This window comes from Ornatilinea apprima (assembly GCF_001306115.1).
Classification (GTDB): Bacteria; Chloroflexota; Anaerolineae; order Anaerolineales; family Anaerolineaceae; genus Ornatilinea; species Ornatilinea apprima.
This window is the reverse complement of record NZ_LGCL01000024.1, coordinates 145888-160399: the sequence shown is the minus strand read 5'-3', so window position 1 is coordinate 160399 and position 14512 is coordinate 145888. Positions and strand designations below refer to the sequence as shown.

General features: G+C 57.2%; 16 protein-coding genes. 14 read left to right on the top strand and 2 right to left on the bottom strand.

Going from position 1 to position 14512, the window contains the following annotated elements; genetic code table 11:
- Positions 1-3 precede the first annotated feature (3 nt).
- The 10 genes from ADN00_RS10505 (at position 4) to ADN00_RS10455 (ending at position 7182) form a co-directional block, all read left to right on the top strand.
- Positions 4-729, top strand: a complete 726-nt coding sequence (locus ADN00_RS10505) for an AzlC family ABC transporter permease (RefSeq protein ID WP_075062932.1) — start codon at positions 4-6, stop codon at positions 727-729.
- On the top strand, positions 708-1037 hold the full coding sequence (locus tag ADN00_RS10500; RefSeq protein ID WP_075062931.1) for an AzlD domain-containing protein: 330 nt from the start codon (positions 708-710) through the stop codon (positions 1035-1037). The genes ADN00_RS10505 and ADN00_RS10500 overlap by 22 nt, the downstream gene beginning before the upstream one ends.
- Before the next feature lie 443 nt (positions 1038-1480).
- A complete protein-coding gene (speD, locus tag ADN00_RS10490) occupies positions 1481-1858 on the top strand; it encodes an adenosylmethionine decarboxylase (protein WP_075062929.1) in 378 nt (125 codons plus the stop codon).
- Positions 1846-2274, top strand: coding sequence for an S-adenosylmethionine decarboxylase family protein (locus ADN00_RS10485; protein ID WP_236691505.1), 429 nt, complete (start codon positions 1846-1848; stop codon positions 2272-2274). The genes speD and ADN00_RS10485 overlap by 13 nt, the downstream gene beginning before the upstream one ends.
- The gene (gene speE / locus ADN00_RS10480; RefSeq protein ID WP_075062928.1) at positions 2267-3088 is read left to right on the top strand and encodes a polyamine aminopropyltransferase; all 822 of its coding nucleotides are present in this window, start codon (positions 2267-2269) and stop codon (positions 3086-3088) included. The genes ADN00_RS10485 and speE overlap by 8 nt, the downstream gene beginning before the upstream one ends.
- A gap of 133 nt (positions 3089-3221) precedes the next feature.
- Positions 3222-3647, top strand: a complete 426-nt coding sequence (locus ADN00_RS10475; protein ID WP_082390052.1) for a GNAT family N-acetyltransferase — start codon at positions 3222-3224, stop codon at positions 3645-3647.
- Between the two features lie 40 nt (positions 3648-3687).
- Positions 3688-4563, top strand: coding sequence for a metallophosphoesterase (locus tag ADN00_RS10470; RefSeq protein WP_082390051.1), 876 nt, complete (start codon positions 3688-3690; stop codon positions 4561-4563).
- Positions 4564-4576: 13 nt separating this feature from the next.
- Positions 4577-5419 (top strand): alpha/beta fold hydrolase, encoded by an 843-nt coding sequence (locus ADN00_RS10465; protein WP_075062926.1) that lies wholly within the window; start codon positions 4577-4579, stop codon positions 5417-5419.
- A gap of 80 nt (positions 5420-5499) precedes the next feature.
- Positions 5500-6261 (top strand): TetR/AcrR family transcriptional regulator, encoded by a 762-nt coding sequence (locus ADN00_RS10460; RefSeq protein WP_075062925.1) that lies wholly within the window; start codon positions 5500-5502, stop codon positions 6259-6261.
- 3 nt (positions 6262-6264) lie between these two features.
- A complete protein-coding gene (locus ADN00_RS10455; protein ID WP_075062924.1) occupies positions 6265-7182 on the top strand; it encodes a nitroreductase family protein in 918 nt (305 codons plus the stop codon).
- 18 nt (positions 7183-7200) lie between these two features.
- Here ADN00_RS10455 and ADN00_RS10450 read toward each other — a convergent pair whose 3' ends face one another.
- Positions 7201-9222 (bottom strand): hypothetical protein, encoded by a 2022-nt coding sequence (locus ADN00_RS10450; protein WP_075062923.1) that lies wholly within the window; start codon positions 9220-9222, stop codon positions 7201-7203.
- A 171-nt stretch (positions 9223-9393) separates the two neighbouring features.
- Between ADN00_RS10450 and blaOXA the strand changes: the two genes are divergently transcribed.
- Complete coding sequence (blaOXA, locus tag ADN00_RS10445) at positions 9394-10272, top strand: class D beta-lactamase (protein ID WP_160317514.1); 879 nt, start codon at positions 9394-9396, stop codon at positions 10270-10272.
- Positions 10273-10789: 517 nt separating this feature from the next.
- Here blaOXA and ADN00_RS10440 read toward each other — a convergent pair.
- Complete coding sequence (locus ADN00_RS10440) at positions 10790-11764, bottom strand: metallophosphoesterase (RefSeq protein ID WP_075062922.1); 975 nt, start codon at positions 11762-11764, stop codon at positions 10790-10792.
- A gap of 822 nt (positions 11765-12586) precedes the next feature.
- Here ADN00_RS10440 and ADN00_RS10435 point away from each other — a divergent pair.
- From ADN00_RS10435 to ADN00_RS10425, 3 genes are all read left to right on the top strand, one after another.
- On the top strand, positions 12587-13189 hold the full coding sequence (locus ADN00_RS10435; protein WP_075062921.1) for a hypothetical protein: 603 nt from the start codon (positions 12587-12589) through the stop codon (positions 13187-13189).
- A 165-nt stretch (positions 13190-13354) separates the two neighbouring features.
- Positions 13355-13930, top strand: coding sequence for a TetR/AcrR family transcriptional regulator (locus ADN00_RS10430; RefSeq protein WP_075062920.1), 576 nt, complete (start codon positions 13355-13357; stop codon positions 13928-13930).
- A 41-nt stretch (positions 13931-13971) separates the two neighbouring features.
- The gene (locus ADN00_RS10425; RefSeq protein ID WP_075062919.1) at positions 13972-14505 is read left to right on the top strand and encodes a hypothetical protein; all 534 of its coding nucleotides are present in this window, start codon (positions 13972-13974) and stop codon (positions 14503-14505) included.
- Positions 14506-14512 lie beyond the last annotated feature (7 nt).

The following is a 14512-nucleotide window of genomic DNA, read 5'->3' as shown; positions in this document are numbered from 1 at the left end:
GTTATGTCCACCCCTGAATTAACGGAAGAAAAAATCCATTCACCGGCAGCCCGCTGGATGAGCGGCATGGCCAGCGCCCTGCCGATTGTGATCGGTTATGTCACCATTGGTTTTGCCTACGGCGTGCTGGCCAACAAGGCCGGGCTGTCGATGCTCAACACCCTGCTGATGTCGCTGATCGTCTTCGCCGGGTCGGCGCAGTTTATTGCCGTGGGGTTGTTTGCCGCCGGCGCGCCGCTGCTTTCGATCATCGCTACCACTTTTGTGGTCAATTTGCGCCATTTGCTCATGTCGGCTTCCATCGCCCCTAAACTACAGGGCTGGGGCAAGGCGCGCCTGGCCTGGTACGCCTTTGAGCTGACCGATGAGACCTTTGGCCTGCACAGCGCGCACTTTGCCCAGCACACCCCCGATCCGCTGTGGGTGTTCGCCGCCAACCTCACCTCGCAGGTTGCCTGGGTGGCGGGCAGCTGGCTGGGCGCGGCCTTCGGCCAGTTGATCAGCGACGTGCGCCCCTATGCTCTGGATTACGCCCTGCCGGCCATGTTCATCGCCCTGCTGGTGATGCAGCTACGCGGTTTGAATACGCTGCTGGTAGCCGCCGCCGCGGGAGTGGTTTCGACCGGGTTGATGCTGGCAGGCATGGATCAGTGGAGCGTGATTCTGGCCACCCTGCTGGGAGCCACACTGGGAATGGGACTGGAATTATGGATCAACAAAGAGTCTTAATCGGCCTGTTCGGCATGCTGCTGGTAACCTACCTGCCGCGCGTGCTGCCGGTGCTCTACCTGGCCGGGCGTACCCTGCCGCGCGCCGTGGAGGTGTGGCTGCGCTACGTTCCCCCGGCGGTGCTGGCGGCCATGCTGCTGCCCGCGCTGGTGATGCCCAACGGCACGCTGGATTTGAGCCTGAACAACCTGTATTGGCTGGCAGCCATTCCGGCTTTTGGCGTGGCCTGGAAAACCCGCAGCCTGTTCGCCCCGGTGTTGACCGGCATGGCGCTGGTGGCGCTGGCGCGTCTGCTGGGCTGGGGGTAGGGGGAGATCGGATTCTTTGTAGGGCGGCGTTGAGGGCGGTTCAATTCTCTCGCGCCAAAAGAATCTCAAAACCGCCCGAACCCCACCGTTTGTTGATTGATAATTCGCGATTGACCGCCATCTCCAAGGCGGTGCGGCAGCGCCTGAGGAAGAACCTGATCACCATTCTTATGTACGCGCGCGAGGCCTCGCGCCCGTTTTTTGGGTGTCGCGCCCGTTCTTTGGGTGTCTTTTCTCGGGCGGACAGCCGTCCGCCCCTACCGAAGAACCGTCTTCTCATTGGCGGCGCGGCGCCAATTCATACCCTGCGCTTAACCTCACCATCCCCGGAAAACCTCTTAATGGTTCTTAACCTGCAAAGGATTGACATGCAGGCCAATTGCCCTGAAAATTAGCCGGTTTAATCACAACCCATTCATAATCTCAAGGAGGTGCTGGTAAAGTTGAACGGTCAGTTGAAACTCGGGGAACACTATATTTGTGACCTGTCGAACTGCGATCAGGAACGGTTGATGGACGCCAGGCGTTCACGCGATCTGTTCTATCAGGCAGTGTTTGAAAGTGGGTTAACCATCGTATCCGAAGGATACTATGAGTTTTCTCCGCACGGGTTCACCTGTTTCCTCCTGCTGGCGGAGTCCCATGCCAGCTTGCATGCGTGGCCGGAACACGGCTATTGCGCGATTGACCTGTTCACCTGCAATTTAGATCTGGATATTCAGCCGCTGATCAACCGCCTGCAGGTGATGTTCGGTGCCGCCGATATTTCGGTGCGCAAAATTGAACGTGAGGCGGAGGTAAGAGAACCGTGTCTGATTTAACGCTTACCCCGACCCCCGTATTAACCTATCTGCGTATGCCAGAGCCGGAAAAAACCCGCGATGCTGAACCGTGGGGCTGGCACCTGGTGCTGAACATTTATGACTGTTTGCCTGAGCAGATTTGCTCAGCCGACGTCATCCGTGACTATGTGGTGGATCTATGCGACCTGATCGAGATGCGCCGCTTTGGAGAGCCTACCATCGTCAATTTTGGCGAGGACCCGCGCGTCTCCGGCTATTCTCTGGTCCAGTTGATCGAAACCAGCAACGTGTGCGCCCATTTTGCCGAGCAGACCAACTCTGCTTACCTCGATATCTTCTCTTGCAAGAAGTTCGACCCGGAAATTGCGGCGCGCTTTACGATTGAGACATTTGGGGCCCAAAAAGCCTCGGGAGTGTTTGTAAGCCGTGACTGAACAATGGTTTAACGAAGAATTACATCCCTGGTACCGCAAGTCGTTGAAGGTGCTGGAGGTGCTGGAAGACGAGCAAACCGATTTCCAGCATTTGCAAATTGTGCGCACCGAGTTTTTCGGCAAGGCACTGATTCTGGACGGCATCATCCAGCTCACCGAGCGCGACAATATGGGCTACCACGAAATGATCACCCATGTGCCCATGCTGGCAGTGGACAACCCTGAAACCGTGCTGATTGTGGGCGGCGGCGACGGCGGCACCCTGCAGCAGGTGTTGAAGCATGCCAGCGTGAAGAAGGTGGTGATGAGCGAGTTGGACCGCCGCGTGGTGGAGCTGAGCCGCAAGCACTTCACCGAATTCGCGCCGGCCTTCGACGATCCGCGTTTTGAGCTGGTGATTGAAGACGCCTTCACTTATATGCAGCGCAACCAGGCCGTTTTTGACGTGATCATCTCCGACACGACAGACCCGATTGGTATGGCCGAGCGCCTCTTCAGCGAAGAGTTTTACGAGCTGATGAAACACGCTCTTAAACCGGGCGGGGCGGTCTCGACCCAGTGCGAGCAAATGTACTTTGACACGCAGTTGATCAAAGACATTCTGGCAGTGGCCAAACGATTGACCCAAAACCCGGCTTACTACTACTCGCTGGTGCCCACCTACCCCGGCGGCGGAATCGGCTTTATGTATATGTCTGATACCCCCTGGAGCAACGGCCTGGGCAAAACCTACCCGCAAGGGTTGAATTACCTGAACCCCGAAATGCACCGCGCGGCCTTCGCGCTGCCGGAATTTTTCCGGCGCGAGCTGTAAGCATTGAGGGTATAGAGCGTTGAAAGAACCGGTCCGTGAAAGCGGGCCGGTTTTCTTTTGCGCTGGGCGCGTTATTCTGGATAAAAAAAGGCCATCTGCGGGTATACTCAAGAAAAACACAGGATGGATGAACATGCCCATTACCCGCCTGCCCGCCGCAACCGATGCGTTTATGCAAGCCCTCGCGCGCCTCATGCCGCAGCTTTCCAACGCGCCCGTGCCTACGCGCGAGCATATTCAGGCCGTGATCGAGTCGCCGGCCAGCCAGATTTTGCTGGCGGAGGAGGACGGACAGATCGCTGGCATGCTGACTTTGGTGATTTACGCCACGCCAGCCGGCACGCACGCCTGGATCGAAGACGTGGTGGTGGATACGGCCTTTCGCGGGCGCGGGCTGGGCGCGGAATTGACCCGCGAGGCGATTCAGCTGGCCCGTGAGGCGGGGGCCAAAGCCGTCAGCCTCACCTCGCGCCCGTCGCGCGAGGCGGCCAACCGTCTGTACCAGAAGATGGGCTTTCAGCGCTGGGAGACCAATCTCTACCGCCTGCTGCTGGAGTGAAACCATCTTTCAGGCGGCTCATCAAGGATCGAATCAGCCGATGCAAAACAATCCATTTCCCTCTCACCAGACCCTGCTCACGCGCCGCCAGTTTCTCAAGGCATCGCTGGTGGGTTTGGGGGGCGCGCTGGCGGCCAGCTATCCGGTTTTCATCGAACGCTATTGGGTGACGGTCAACCGCTATCGGGTGGCGCTGCCCGGCCTGCCGCCGGCTTTTGACGGGCTGCGCGTCGCTCATCTGAGCGATATTCACGCCGGGCCCTGGTCGCCGGACGGCTGGCTGCAAGGGCTGATGCGCACCGTGATGGATTTACGCGCCGACTTGATCGTCTGCACCGGCGATTACGTGCGCGAAAAGAACGGCACCACCCAGATCGAGCGCATCTGGCCGCTGCTGGCCGGGCTGCAAGCGCCGCTGGGGGTGTATTCGGTGCTGGGCAACCACGATCATTGGGCGGATACGGACCGCTCGCTGTACTGGCTGGAGAAGAGCGGGCAAAATCTGCGCCACAAGGTGGTGCGCCTGGAGCGCGATGGACAGCCCTTATGGCTGGCGGGGGCGGGGGACTTGTGGGAGGACGAACTGGGATTGGAAGAAACGCTGGCCAATATTCCGCCGGATGAGGCGCGGGTGGTGCTGGCGCACAACCCGGATAGTTTTGATGTGCCTTTTTCGGGGCGCGTGGATTTGATGTTGTGCGGGCACACGCACGGCGGGCAGGTGCGCCTGCCGCTGATCGGCGCGCCAATGCTGCCGGTGAATAACAAAGCCTATGTGAGCGGCTTGTTGCACCTTTCGCGCGGGGCGATGTTCATCTCGCGCGGCATCGGCTGGTCGGGCGTACCGGTGCGTTTTAACTGTTCGCCCGAGATCGCGCTGCTGGAGTTAGAGTATAAAAAAACAATGAATGATTGAGCAGGGAAATAGGATGAATCAATTCAAATTCAAAACAATGGCAGTGCATGAAAGCGGCTTACCTGAGAAGCCACTGGTGATCTTTTTACACGGCGGCGGAGCGGCAGGCTGGATGTGGCAGCCGGTGGCAGACCTGCTGGGCGATTCCTATCGCTGCTGGATGCCCGACCTGCCCGGACACGGACAAAGCCGGGAGGCGGGACGTTTCCGTATTCGCGGCGCGGCGCAAATGGTCATCGACCTGGTGCGCGCGCAGGCGCCGGACGGGCGCGCACACCTGGTGGGGCTTTCCGAAGGCGCGCAGGTGTTGGTGGAGATGCTGTCGCTGGATCCGGGCTGCATCCGCAGCGCGCTGGTGAGCAGCGCGTTGTTGCGCCCGCTGCCGGGCATGGGCTGGCTGGCCTCAGAGGGTTTGCTAAAGGCCACTTATGTGTCTTCTGTTGCCCCGTTCAAGAATTGGGATGCCTATATTCGTCTGAATATGAAATCCGCGGCAGGTATTCCGGATCAATGGTTTGAGCCGTTCAAAGCGGAGTTTCAAAGCCTGACGGCGCAATCCTTTGCCGATGTAATGTTGGAAAACCAGCGCTACCGCCTGCCGGCGGACCTGGATAAAGCCCATCTGCCGGTGCTGGTGTTGGCGGGAAGCCGCGAATACGCGGCCATGCGCCAATCGGCGCGCGAATTGGCAGCGGCTTTACCTAACGCGAAGGCGTACCAGTTCCACCTGCGACGGCCTGCCTCGCTGGCCGAGCAGCATAACTGGCCGCTGAACGATCCAGAACTGTTCGCCACGGTGCTGCGCGCCTGGTTGGATGAGGAACCCTTGCCGGAACAGTTTTCCGCGCTCGATTGACATCCTCCTGCCGGTCGATTTCTTGACCGGCAATTCTTTTGCTCTTGACAGGTGAACATAAATTGCATAAAATATGAACCATGAGTTCACAAGAATATACTATCCCATTATCTGCCGAACAGATCTACCCGCTGCTGCTGAAATTGGAAGATCAAGGGGTGATCACCCGCACCTTCCGCCGCCTGGACCCTGACCGCCAACAGGCGGTGATTGACGCCATTCTGGCCGAGGCGGCCGTCAGCGGCCCGGCGGGGATCAACATCAAGCATGTGGCCGCCCGTTCGGGCGTGGCCGTCGGTTCGCTGTACCAGTATTTTGGCAACCGCGAGGGTCTGATTAATTTTTCCATCGAGCTGGTTACCCGCCAGGTGTGCGAGACCTTCAACTATATCCAGCCCTGGCTGGCCGAAATGCCGCTGCGCGAGGGTCTGCGCGCTTATATTGAGGGGGGCGAGGCGTGGAGCGAAGCGCAGGCCAGCTTTGTGCGCTTTTTCGCCGCCGCGGCCTATAACCAGAACGCGGAAATGCAGGAACGGGTGGTGCGACCGGTCGCGGCTGTGATGCTGGAAAATGTGCGCCAGATGCTGGCGGCGGCGTTGGAGCGCGGCGAAGTGCGCGCGGACCTGGACCTGGAAGCCGCGGCGCGCCTGCTGCACGGCATGACCATCATTCTGGGGGATTCGCAAATACTACCTTACCTGAACGCTTATTTCCAGACCAGTGAGGAAGGCGTGGAATGGCAGCGGGTGATGAATGTGTTTTTGGATGTGTTAACCCACGGCATGCTTGCCGTGAATCAATTAAACAATGAAAATTTGGGCGTTGAAACCCGGGAGTCATAAATCATGGCCATCAAAACCAGCAGAGCAGAGGGTGTGGCTGAGGTACGAATTGATGATGAGAAATGCAGCGGCTGTGGCCTGTGCGTGAAGGTATGCAAGGGCGCGCCGCTGATCATGCGCGAGGGAAAACCTTTTGTGGACCAGACGCGCCTGTTTGGCTGTATCGCCTGCGGCAAGTGCGTGGTGGTGTGCCCCGAAGACGCCATCACCGTGGAAGGGCGCGATTTATTCGCCGCGGATGTGCTGCCCATTGCCCCACGCGAGCAGCGCGCCAGTTACGCCCAGCTGCATAATCTGATGCTGGCGCGGCGCAGCACGCGCGAGTTTTCCAGCCGGCCGGTGGAACGCGAACTGGTGGACCAGATCATTGAGGCGGCGGCCAGCGCGCCGATGGGCCTGCCGCCCAGCGATGTGAGCGCGCTGGTGCTGCACGGCCGGGGGCGGGTGCGCGAACTGCGCGACGCGATGATGGTGGATTTGAAAAAGATCAAGCCGTTTGTTACGCGCACCTCATTAAGCCTGATGCGCCCGTTCATGAAGCGCGAGGAATTTGAATCCTTCGATACTTTTATCGTGCCCACCATGGACACCTTTCTCCAGATGGAAGCCGAAGGCGCGGACTGGTGGCTGTACGACGCGCCGCTGGCGGTGTATTTCTACTGCTCGCCATATTCTGACCCGGCCGATCCATTCATTGCCGCCACCTATGCCATGCTGGCCGGCGAGGCGCTGGGCCTGGGCAGCATTATGATCGGCACGGCGGGTTACTTCTTTAAGTACAGCCGCCGCCTGCGCCAGCAGTTCAACATTCCCCATAACGCCCAGCAGGGGCTGATGGTGCTGTTCGGTCACCCGGCGGTGAAATACCGCAAGGCCATCCGCCGCCGCCTGGCGCGGGTGGAGGTGCTGGGCGAAGGCTAAACGGGATTCCGGGCGGGGTTACGGCAGCATCTGCGGCATCAGGTAGTCTTGATACTGGTAGGTGAGGAAAACGGTGATGACCTGCATGGCCAGCAGAGCGGCCAGCGCCCAGCGGCTGCGGCGGAAGAGCGGCAGAAAGGCCTGCACGGCCAGCAGGGCCATGACGGGGATCCAGAACATCCACAGGCGCGCCACCTCGCCCAGCACCACGCGCAGGGCGATGAGGGCGGCATAGGCCAGGAACAGGCTGGCGTTGATGGGTTCGGCCTCGCCGGGCTGGCGGCGGATAACGCGCAGCAGGCTGCGCACCCCGACAAAGACGAAGAAAATGAAGACCGGGAAGCCAATCGCGATGCCCATTTCGACGTTGTTGAGCACAGCGGCGTCCCAGGTTTGACGCAGTTTTTCCAGCAGGCTGGCGTCGCCAGCAGCAGAAAGCCCCAGGCGAGTGTAGAAATCGCCCTCGATGCGCGTTTGCATCATGCGCTGGTAGCGGGTGAAGATGTCGTAGCGCCAGAAGAGCCTGAACAGCAACATGGAAAGCAGCCCACCGAGACCCATCGGCAGCAGGGTGGTTTTGAACGCCGGCCAGAGTTGGGCCGGTTTGTTTTTCTGCCACTGCGCGGCGGCAAAATAGAAAACGGGCACGGCCAGCAGCGGCAGCATGGAGAAGCTGAGGAAAATCACCCCGTAGAGCAGCGCGCCAATCGCAAAGCAGCCCGCCCACGATTCTTCGCGCACGGCCAGCAGCACCGCGCCCGCCATGAGCAGAAAGAGCGGCGGGTAGAGCGCCTGGTCGAGGAACAGGCTGAGCATGATCAGGTTGGGGGCCAGCACGCTGAACAGCGCGCTGTAGGCGGCCAGGTTTTCGAAGGCTTTGCCGCGGAAGAGACGCTGGCTAAAGGCGTAGATCACCCACACCAGCGAGGCCGAAAGGAAGGGGAAAGTGAGGCTGACCAGCGCCATGCTGCGCCGGCAGGCGCTTGAATCCATGCGCGGCAGGAACTCCGAAAGGGTGAAATAGGCGGCAAAGCGATCCAGCAGCGGCGCAAGGGCGGGCGAGTTGGCCAGGGCGTTGATCTGGAACGACAGCCACAAAACACCGGGCGGCTTGGTCTGCAGGAACATGGAAGGCAAGAGTTCTTCGTAGCGCACCACCGCCTCGCGCGCCGAGATGCTGGCGCTGCAGGCTTCTTCCAGGTAGATGCGGTGATAAGAAAGGAAGAAGCGCTCATTGAGCGAGGCCAGCCCGCGCCCTTCAAAAGAGCCAATCAGAAACTGCAAGCCGAGGAAGAGCAGTCCGCTGAGGGCGATGTGCAGCAGCGCGGCGCGCGGCCAGCGGCGGATGGACAGGCCCAGCGCCAGCACCACGCCCAGCACCACCGCGAAAGCAGCCGCGTGACGCAGGAAGTTGGATTTGAAAAGAATAGGCCAGTAATAGCCAGGGATGAGGTAGAAGGTGTTGAGCTGGAAGAAAAACACCATCCAGGCAAACAGGGTGGCAAAAACGCTCAACACCGCGGCGAAGCTGGCAATGAGCAGGGTTGGGTTTTTGTAAAAGCGAATGTTGAGCGCGCGGGCGGCATACAGGCTCCACACCGCCAGGCAGGCGGCGGCGAAGAGAATCACCGGCCACAGGCGCTCCAGGTAGGCGGCCAGGCGCGGCAGAAAATTGCCGTGCGTGAGGGTGAGAATCGTCAGGTGTGGGGCCACCGCCAGGCGGAAGAAAAGGAAGGCGGCGATGGTAAACAGGACAGTCCAGGCGGCCAGGCTGGCGGTAAGCGCCGCGTCGGGTTCCACCACGCGGCGCGCCAGGGCGCCGAGACGCTGGTAGTGGCGGGGGGCCAGGCGCGGCAGGGCCAGCATGCCCAGGCTGAGCAGCAGCCCGCCCAGCGGAATGGCCGCCAGCGCCAGGCGCTGCTTCGAAAACCCCAGCAGCCAGGCTTTCTCGGCGCTGGAAGGTGAGAGCAGAATGGCCGCCAGCGCCCCCAGGGCGGCGGCAGCGGTGAGCATCCAATACAGCGGGTGAGATTTTTTCATGGGCGGCCGGAAAGGTGAATGTGATTTCAGGTTGTGATTATATCACCGGAAGAAGGCGGGGTTGGACGCGGTCGGATGATCTATTGGCAGCGGTGTGGAAGCGTTTATAATAAAGAAAGTTGTTTAATCAACTCAGCGGAAACTTTTCTTTTGAAAAAAGGGAGTAATACCATGCGCGCAATGCGCTTTTTTTGGATTGGCGTTCTGGGGCTGATTTTGGCCGCCTGCGCCGGCTTTCCGCCATCTTCTACGGCCGTGCCTGCCAGCGACCCTGCAGCCGCGAGCATACCGGTAACAGCCGGCAGCCCGCCCACCCCGGTGGCGTATACCATGCCAGAGCTGGCGATTTATTTTGAAGGCTTTGAGGGCGCATTTGTGCTGTATGACCCCGCTCAGAACCGCCTGCTGCGCTACAATCCGCGGGGAGGCGCGGCGCGCTATTTACCGGCCTCGACCTTTAAGATTCTCAATTCGCTGATCGGCCTCGAAACGGGGGTGATCGCCGATGAGCATGATGTCATCGCGTGGGATGGAACTCCCCAGCCGGTAGATTCCTGGAACCAGGATCATACCCTTGAGAGCGCGATTCAAAACTCGGTGGTGTGGTATTACCAGGCGCTGGCCCGGCGGGTGGGGGAAGAGCGCATGCGCCAGTGGGTAGAGGCGGCAGGCTACGGCAACGCCGATATTTCAGGCGTGATTGACACTTTCTGGCTGGAGGGCGCGCTGCGCATCTCGGCTGATGAGCAGGTGGATTTCCTGCGCCGCTTTTACGACGGCGAGCTGCCTTTTTCAGCGCGTTCGGTGGAGATCGTGAAGAAAATTCTGGTGTTGGAAGAGGGAGAAGGCTACCGCCTGAGCGGCAAGACCGGCTCGGTGGTGCGCAGTGTGGAATATGTGGGTTGGTTTGTGGGTTATCTGGAAATAGACGGCCAGGTCTATTTCTTTGCCACCAACATTCATGGCAGCCAGGCGGCGGCGAATGGTGTGAAGGCACAAGCGATTACCCGCGCTATTTTGCAGGGGCTGGGGCTGCTGCCTGCAGATTAAGCAAACGGCCGTCCGCCCCTACCGAGGAACAGCATCTGTTGTAGGGTGGTGTTGAGGGCGGACAAATTCCATTGAGTCAAAAGAACTTTGCTCCAGCCCTCAACCCACCGTTTCTTTTGATGAATCGGTTTCGAGTCGATCCATTGCATTGGGTCAGAATATCGCCAAATCAGACCGGTGCGGCGGCGCCGCACTACGGGCCCCACCCCAAACCCTCCCCAAAATGCTGGAAAACGCATTTTAGGGAGGGAGAAGCGGATGGGACTTCTCTTGTAGGGTGGTGTTGAGGGCGGACAATTTCCATTGAGGCAAAAGAGCTTCAGCCCCGCACTCAACCCACCGTTTCCTTTGATGGATCGGTTTCGAGTCGATCCATTGCATTGGGTCAGAATATCGCCAAATCAGACCGGTGCGGCGGCGCCGCACCCTACCGAGGAACGGGATTCTGGTATGGACGGCAATGTGGGCGGACGCGCTGCGTTGCGTCAGCCCAATCTCGAAACCCTCCGAAGAAAAATCATTTCGCGGTGAGAGTTATGAGATTAATCTCAGGCGTGTTGAACAGGCGGAAGTTCAACAGCGGAATGCCGCTGCTGGCCCCCAATCCACGCGAGACGTACTGCTGAAAATCCCCCCAATCCTTCAGGCCGCTCACTTCGTCCCGCGCCGGGAAGAAACCGCCGCGTTCCGACGCGCCGTCGGGGATGTAGACGGCCCCGATCAGCGGCAAGCGGATCTGCCCGCCGTGATAATGCCCGGCCAGCACCAGGTCGTAGGAAGGCGCGATGGCCGGCATCTCGCTGACAGAATCGATGGAAAACGGCACATGCGTGATGCCAATCAGCGTGTCGCCGGGTTGAATGGGCTGCAGTTGGGCGAGCAGCTCCTGCCCGTACTGCTGGGCGGCCTGATAATATTCGCGGTCGGCTGCCGATAGCCCCGGCTGGTCCAGCTGCTGTTGGGAAAACCCCAGGTTGTAAATCTTGATCACATCCAACAACCAGAACTCGCCCACATACAGGCGGCTTTCTCCGCGCTGCAGGGTGTAGAGCTGGTTCAGCGGCTTGACGCCTTTGCTTTGCAGAACCTGGCCGGACTCGGTCAGCGCGCCGGTCAACTCCTCAAACGCGTACGGTCCGCTGTTGCCACTGGTGTAAAAGATGTTCTCTTTGTTTTCAAGCCCGTCGAGCAGCTCGAAGAATGGCTGGCTGTCGGGCTGGTAGCCGCTGTCCATGTCGCCGGAGATGGCCAGCATATCGTAAGGCGTGTTGTTGATCAGCTCCAGCAGACGCTGCTGGTTGGCGCCAAAGCGTTTGCCGTGCAGATCGCTGACCTGCAGAATGGTGAAGCCTTCAAATTCGGGCGGCAGGTTCTCGATCTCAACCTGCTGCCGGACCAGGATCACGCGCTGGTTGTCGAAGTATGTGTAGGCGGCGGTGAGGATGATTGCCGCCAGCAGAATCCAGAGGAGGGGGAAAAAGCGAGTTTTCATAACAAGAAGTACCTGATCAATTGGGTTGAACAAAAAAAAGTATAACCCGTTTTGCAACGGGTGTAGAAAAACCCGTCAGGTGGCCAGGGGTCATGAGTTTTCAATTGCTAAAGTTCTAGAGACGAATATAATTAATGAGGATGGGGGAAAGATCGCGACTTCTAATTTGATCAAAATAACCATCCTTATCGCGGGTCATACAATCAGATTTTCGTTATCTGATCACTGCTATTAACAAATGGGGAACGATAAAATGTTAAAGATTTCGGAAAATCAAATAAAAGAAATAGAAGCGAAGTACCCTGGTTATCGAGACACACTCATGCATTTTGAGAACGCAACTTTACCAACATGTTCACATTGTGGATCAGATGATACTGTCTCTGTGCAATGCGGCATTATTGGACGAACGATAAATTTATCGGCGGGAACTACAAAATTTAAACTAATTCCAAATGGTCCAAAACCTGGAAAATTCTTTTGCAATGATTGTAGAAGTTACTTTGATGCGGCTGATTGATAGATATCAGGTAATTCTTTCGATAATCCTACACTAAAAAACAATGTTGAGGAAAATAAAATTCTTGCGAAAACTGGTCATCAATTTAGCCCGATAGTTGTCCTTTTCCTAGTTGTATACATTATCTATCCAGACATAATGGGGCAGGTTTTTCAAACCTATTGCATGTTATTTGGACCGCTTGGGCTATTATTGCTTGTCGCGTCTGCATTGCCTCGAAGCAGGCGAGGTTAAGAAATTAGAATCCTAAGATTTGATTCATCTCTCTCATTCTACTCTGCAAAAAGGATACACAAGTGCACATGAACCAATATCCAATCAGAAAACTGGAAGAACAGTTTGAGCCAAACCAAGTGAAGCGAATTAGAACTTTGCAAGGTGATATTTCAAAAATTACCCTAATCGGAGGCGCTGGTGAAAATTATAGAATAGAGGTGTTGTATGCGTTAGAGGCGGGCTTACTCTTAGCAAGTCTAAATTTAGTTTGCAGTCTTTTAGAGTTATTTGTTAGAGATCTTTTAATATATTCAGAATGTCAAAGAAATCAAGGGCGGCTAAATTATGAAAAAGATTTTATTTTAAGAGAAACTAATATTGAGAATAGTAAAAAGCCACGTTGGGATTTTAAACCAATGATAGATGTATTAAAAGAACAGAATTTAATCCAAGATAACGATGCAAGTGAAATTAAAGAATTTTATGACCAAGTACGAATACCCATTCAACATGGACTTTCCCAACGATTTACAAATATACATGACCCGTCAATTACAGAAATTGAGCAGTTACTTCAAACAAGATCTTTACGTTTCTATAATTTCGAAGGATTAATTGAGGATAAAAGTCTGCAACTTATTGAACTAGCCGTTGCTTTTATGCTGATTTATGGTCATCATTTTAGATAAATTTCTTGTGCTGTTGTTTCGCTTAACTTTCTCCTTATTTAACTTAATCCAATCTTCAATAGTAAGTTTGTTTTTCATTTCCATCTTGAATCCCCATTCATTTCATGCTATGCTATTATCAGTCGGTTGACCGACCGACAAAACTCACCTGCACAGGAAACCATCATGGCCAGGCGCATCCATTCCCAGGGGGAAGAAACCCGGCAGTCTATTCTCGCGGCAGCCAGCCGGCTGTTCGTGGAAAACGGTGTGGGCAGCACCAGCCTGAAAGATATTGCCCGCGAGGCGCAGATCAGCCCCGGCACGCTGTTTTACTATTACTCCTCCAAATCCGAACTGATTTTTGAGGTAACCGACCAGCATTTTGACCGCGTAACGCGCCAACTGCTGGACTGGGCGCGCACCTCCGACCTGCAGGCCGACCCTGCCGCGATTCTGGAGGTGGTGCTGAAAACCATTGTGGGCGACCAGGTGCGCGGCAAGCTGCATCATTATCTGATCGAGGCGGCGCTGAGCAGCGACGCGGCGGTGCGCGAACGCTTTTTGCAGAAATACCGCGAGTGGCGCGCGATGATTGAAGACGGCATCGCGCCCTTTGTCGCGGACGATGAGCAGCGCAGAATCGCCGCGCTGATTTTCCTGTCCACCCTCGACGGCCTGGTGATGCAGGCCATTCTGGGGGTGGAAGAGCTGCCACTGGAGAAAATTGCCGACCGTTTCGCGGGCGGCATGCTGAATTAATTTTTTTGCTTTGCGTGTTTCAGAGGAGGTGGGCTGTGGAGATGGCAAAATTTCCCGAAATCGCGCCGCGGCGCAAACCACTCAAGCGCCTGATCAATCAGGTGGTATTGTTCGTGCTGGGGCGGGCCTTGCAGTCGCTCTCGCGCCTGGACCCGCTCATCCAGCACGAGGTGCAAACCTGGCCGGAGGGCTTTACCCTGATGATGCGCATTCGCCCCGACGGCGGCTCGATGGCGGTCACGCGCCTGGCGGGCGGGTCGCTGCGCTACCAGGGCGCGCGCTTCGATGAATCCAAGGCCGATGTGGTGATCTATATGAAGAGCATCGAATGCGCTTTCGCCATGCTCACCGGTCAATTGGGCATCGACACGGCTTACGCCCAGCACGCCATGTGCGCGCGCGGCGACCTCTCGAACACCGTCTCGGTGGTGCGCGTGCTCAACATTGTCGAAGCCTATTTGTTTCCGGCCTTTATGGCGCGCCGTCTGATGAAGCGCCTGCCGCCCATTCCTTTCCTGCGCAAGCAGCTGCTGCGCCTGCGCACCTATTTCATCGGCGTTCCTCTGGGATTGTAGTGATAAG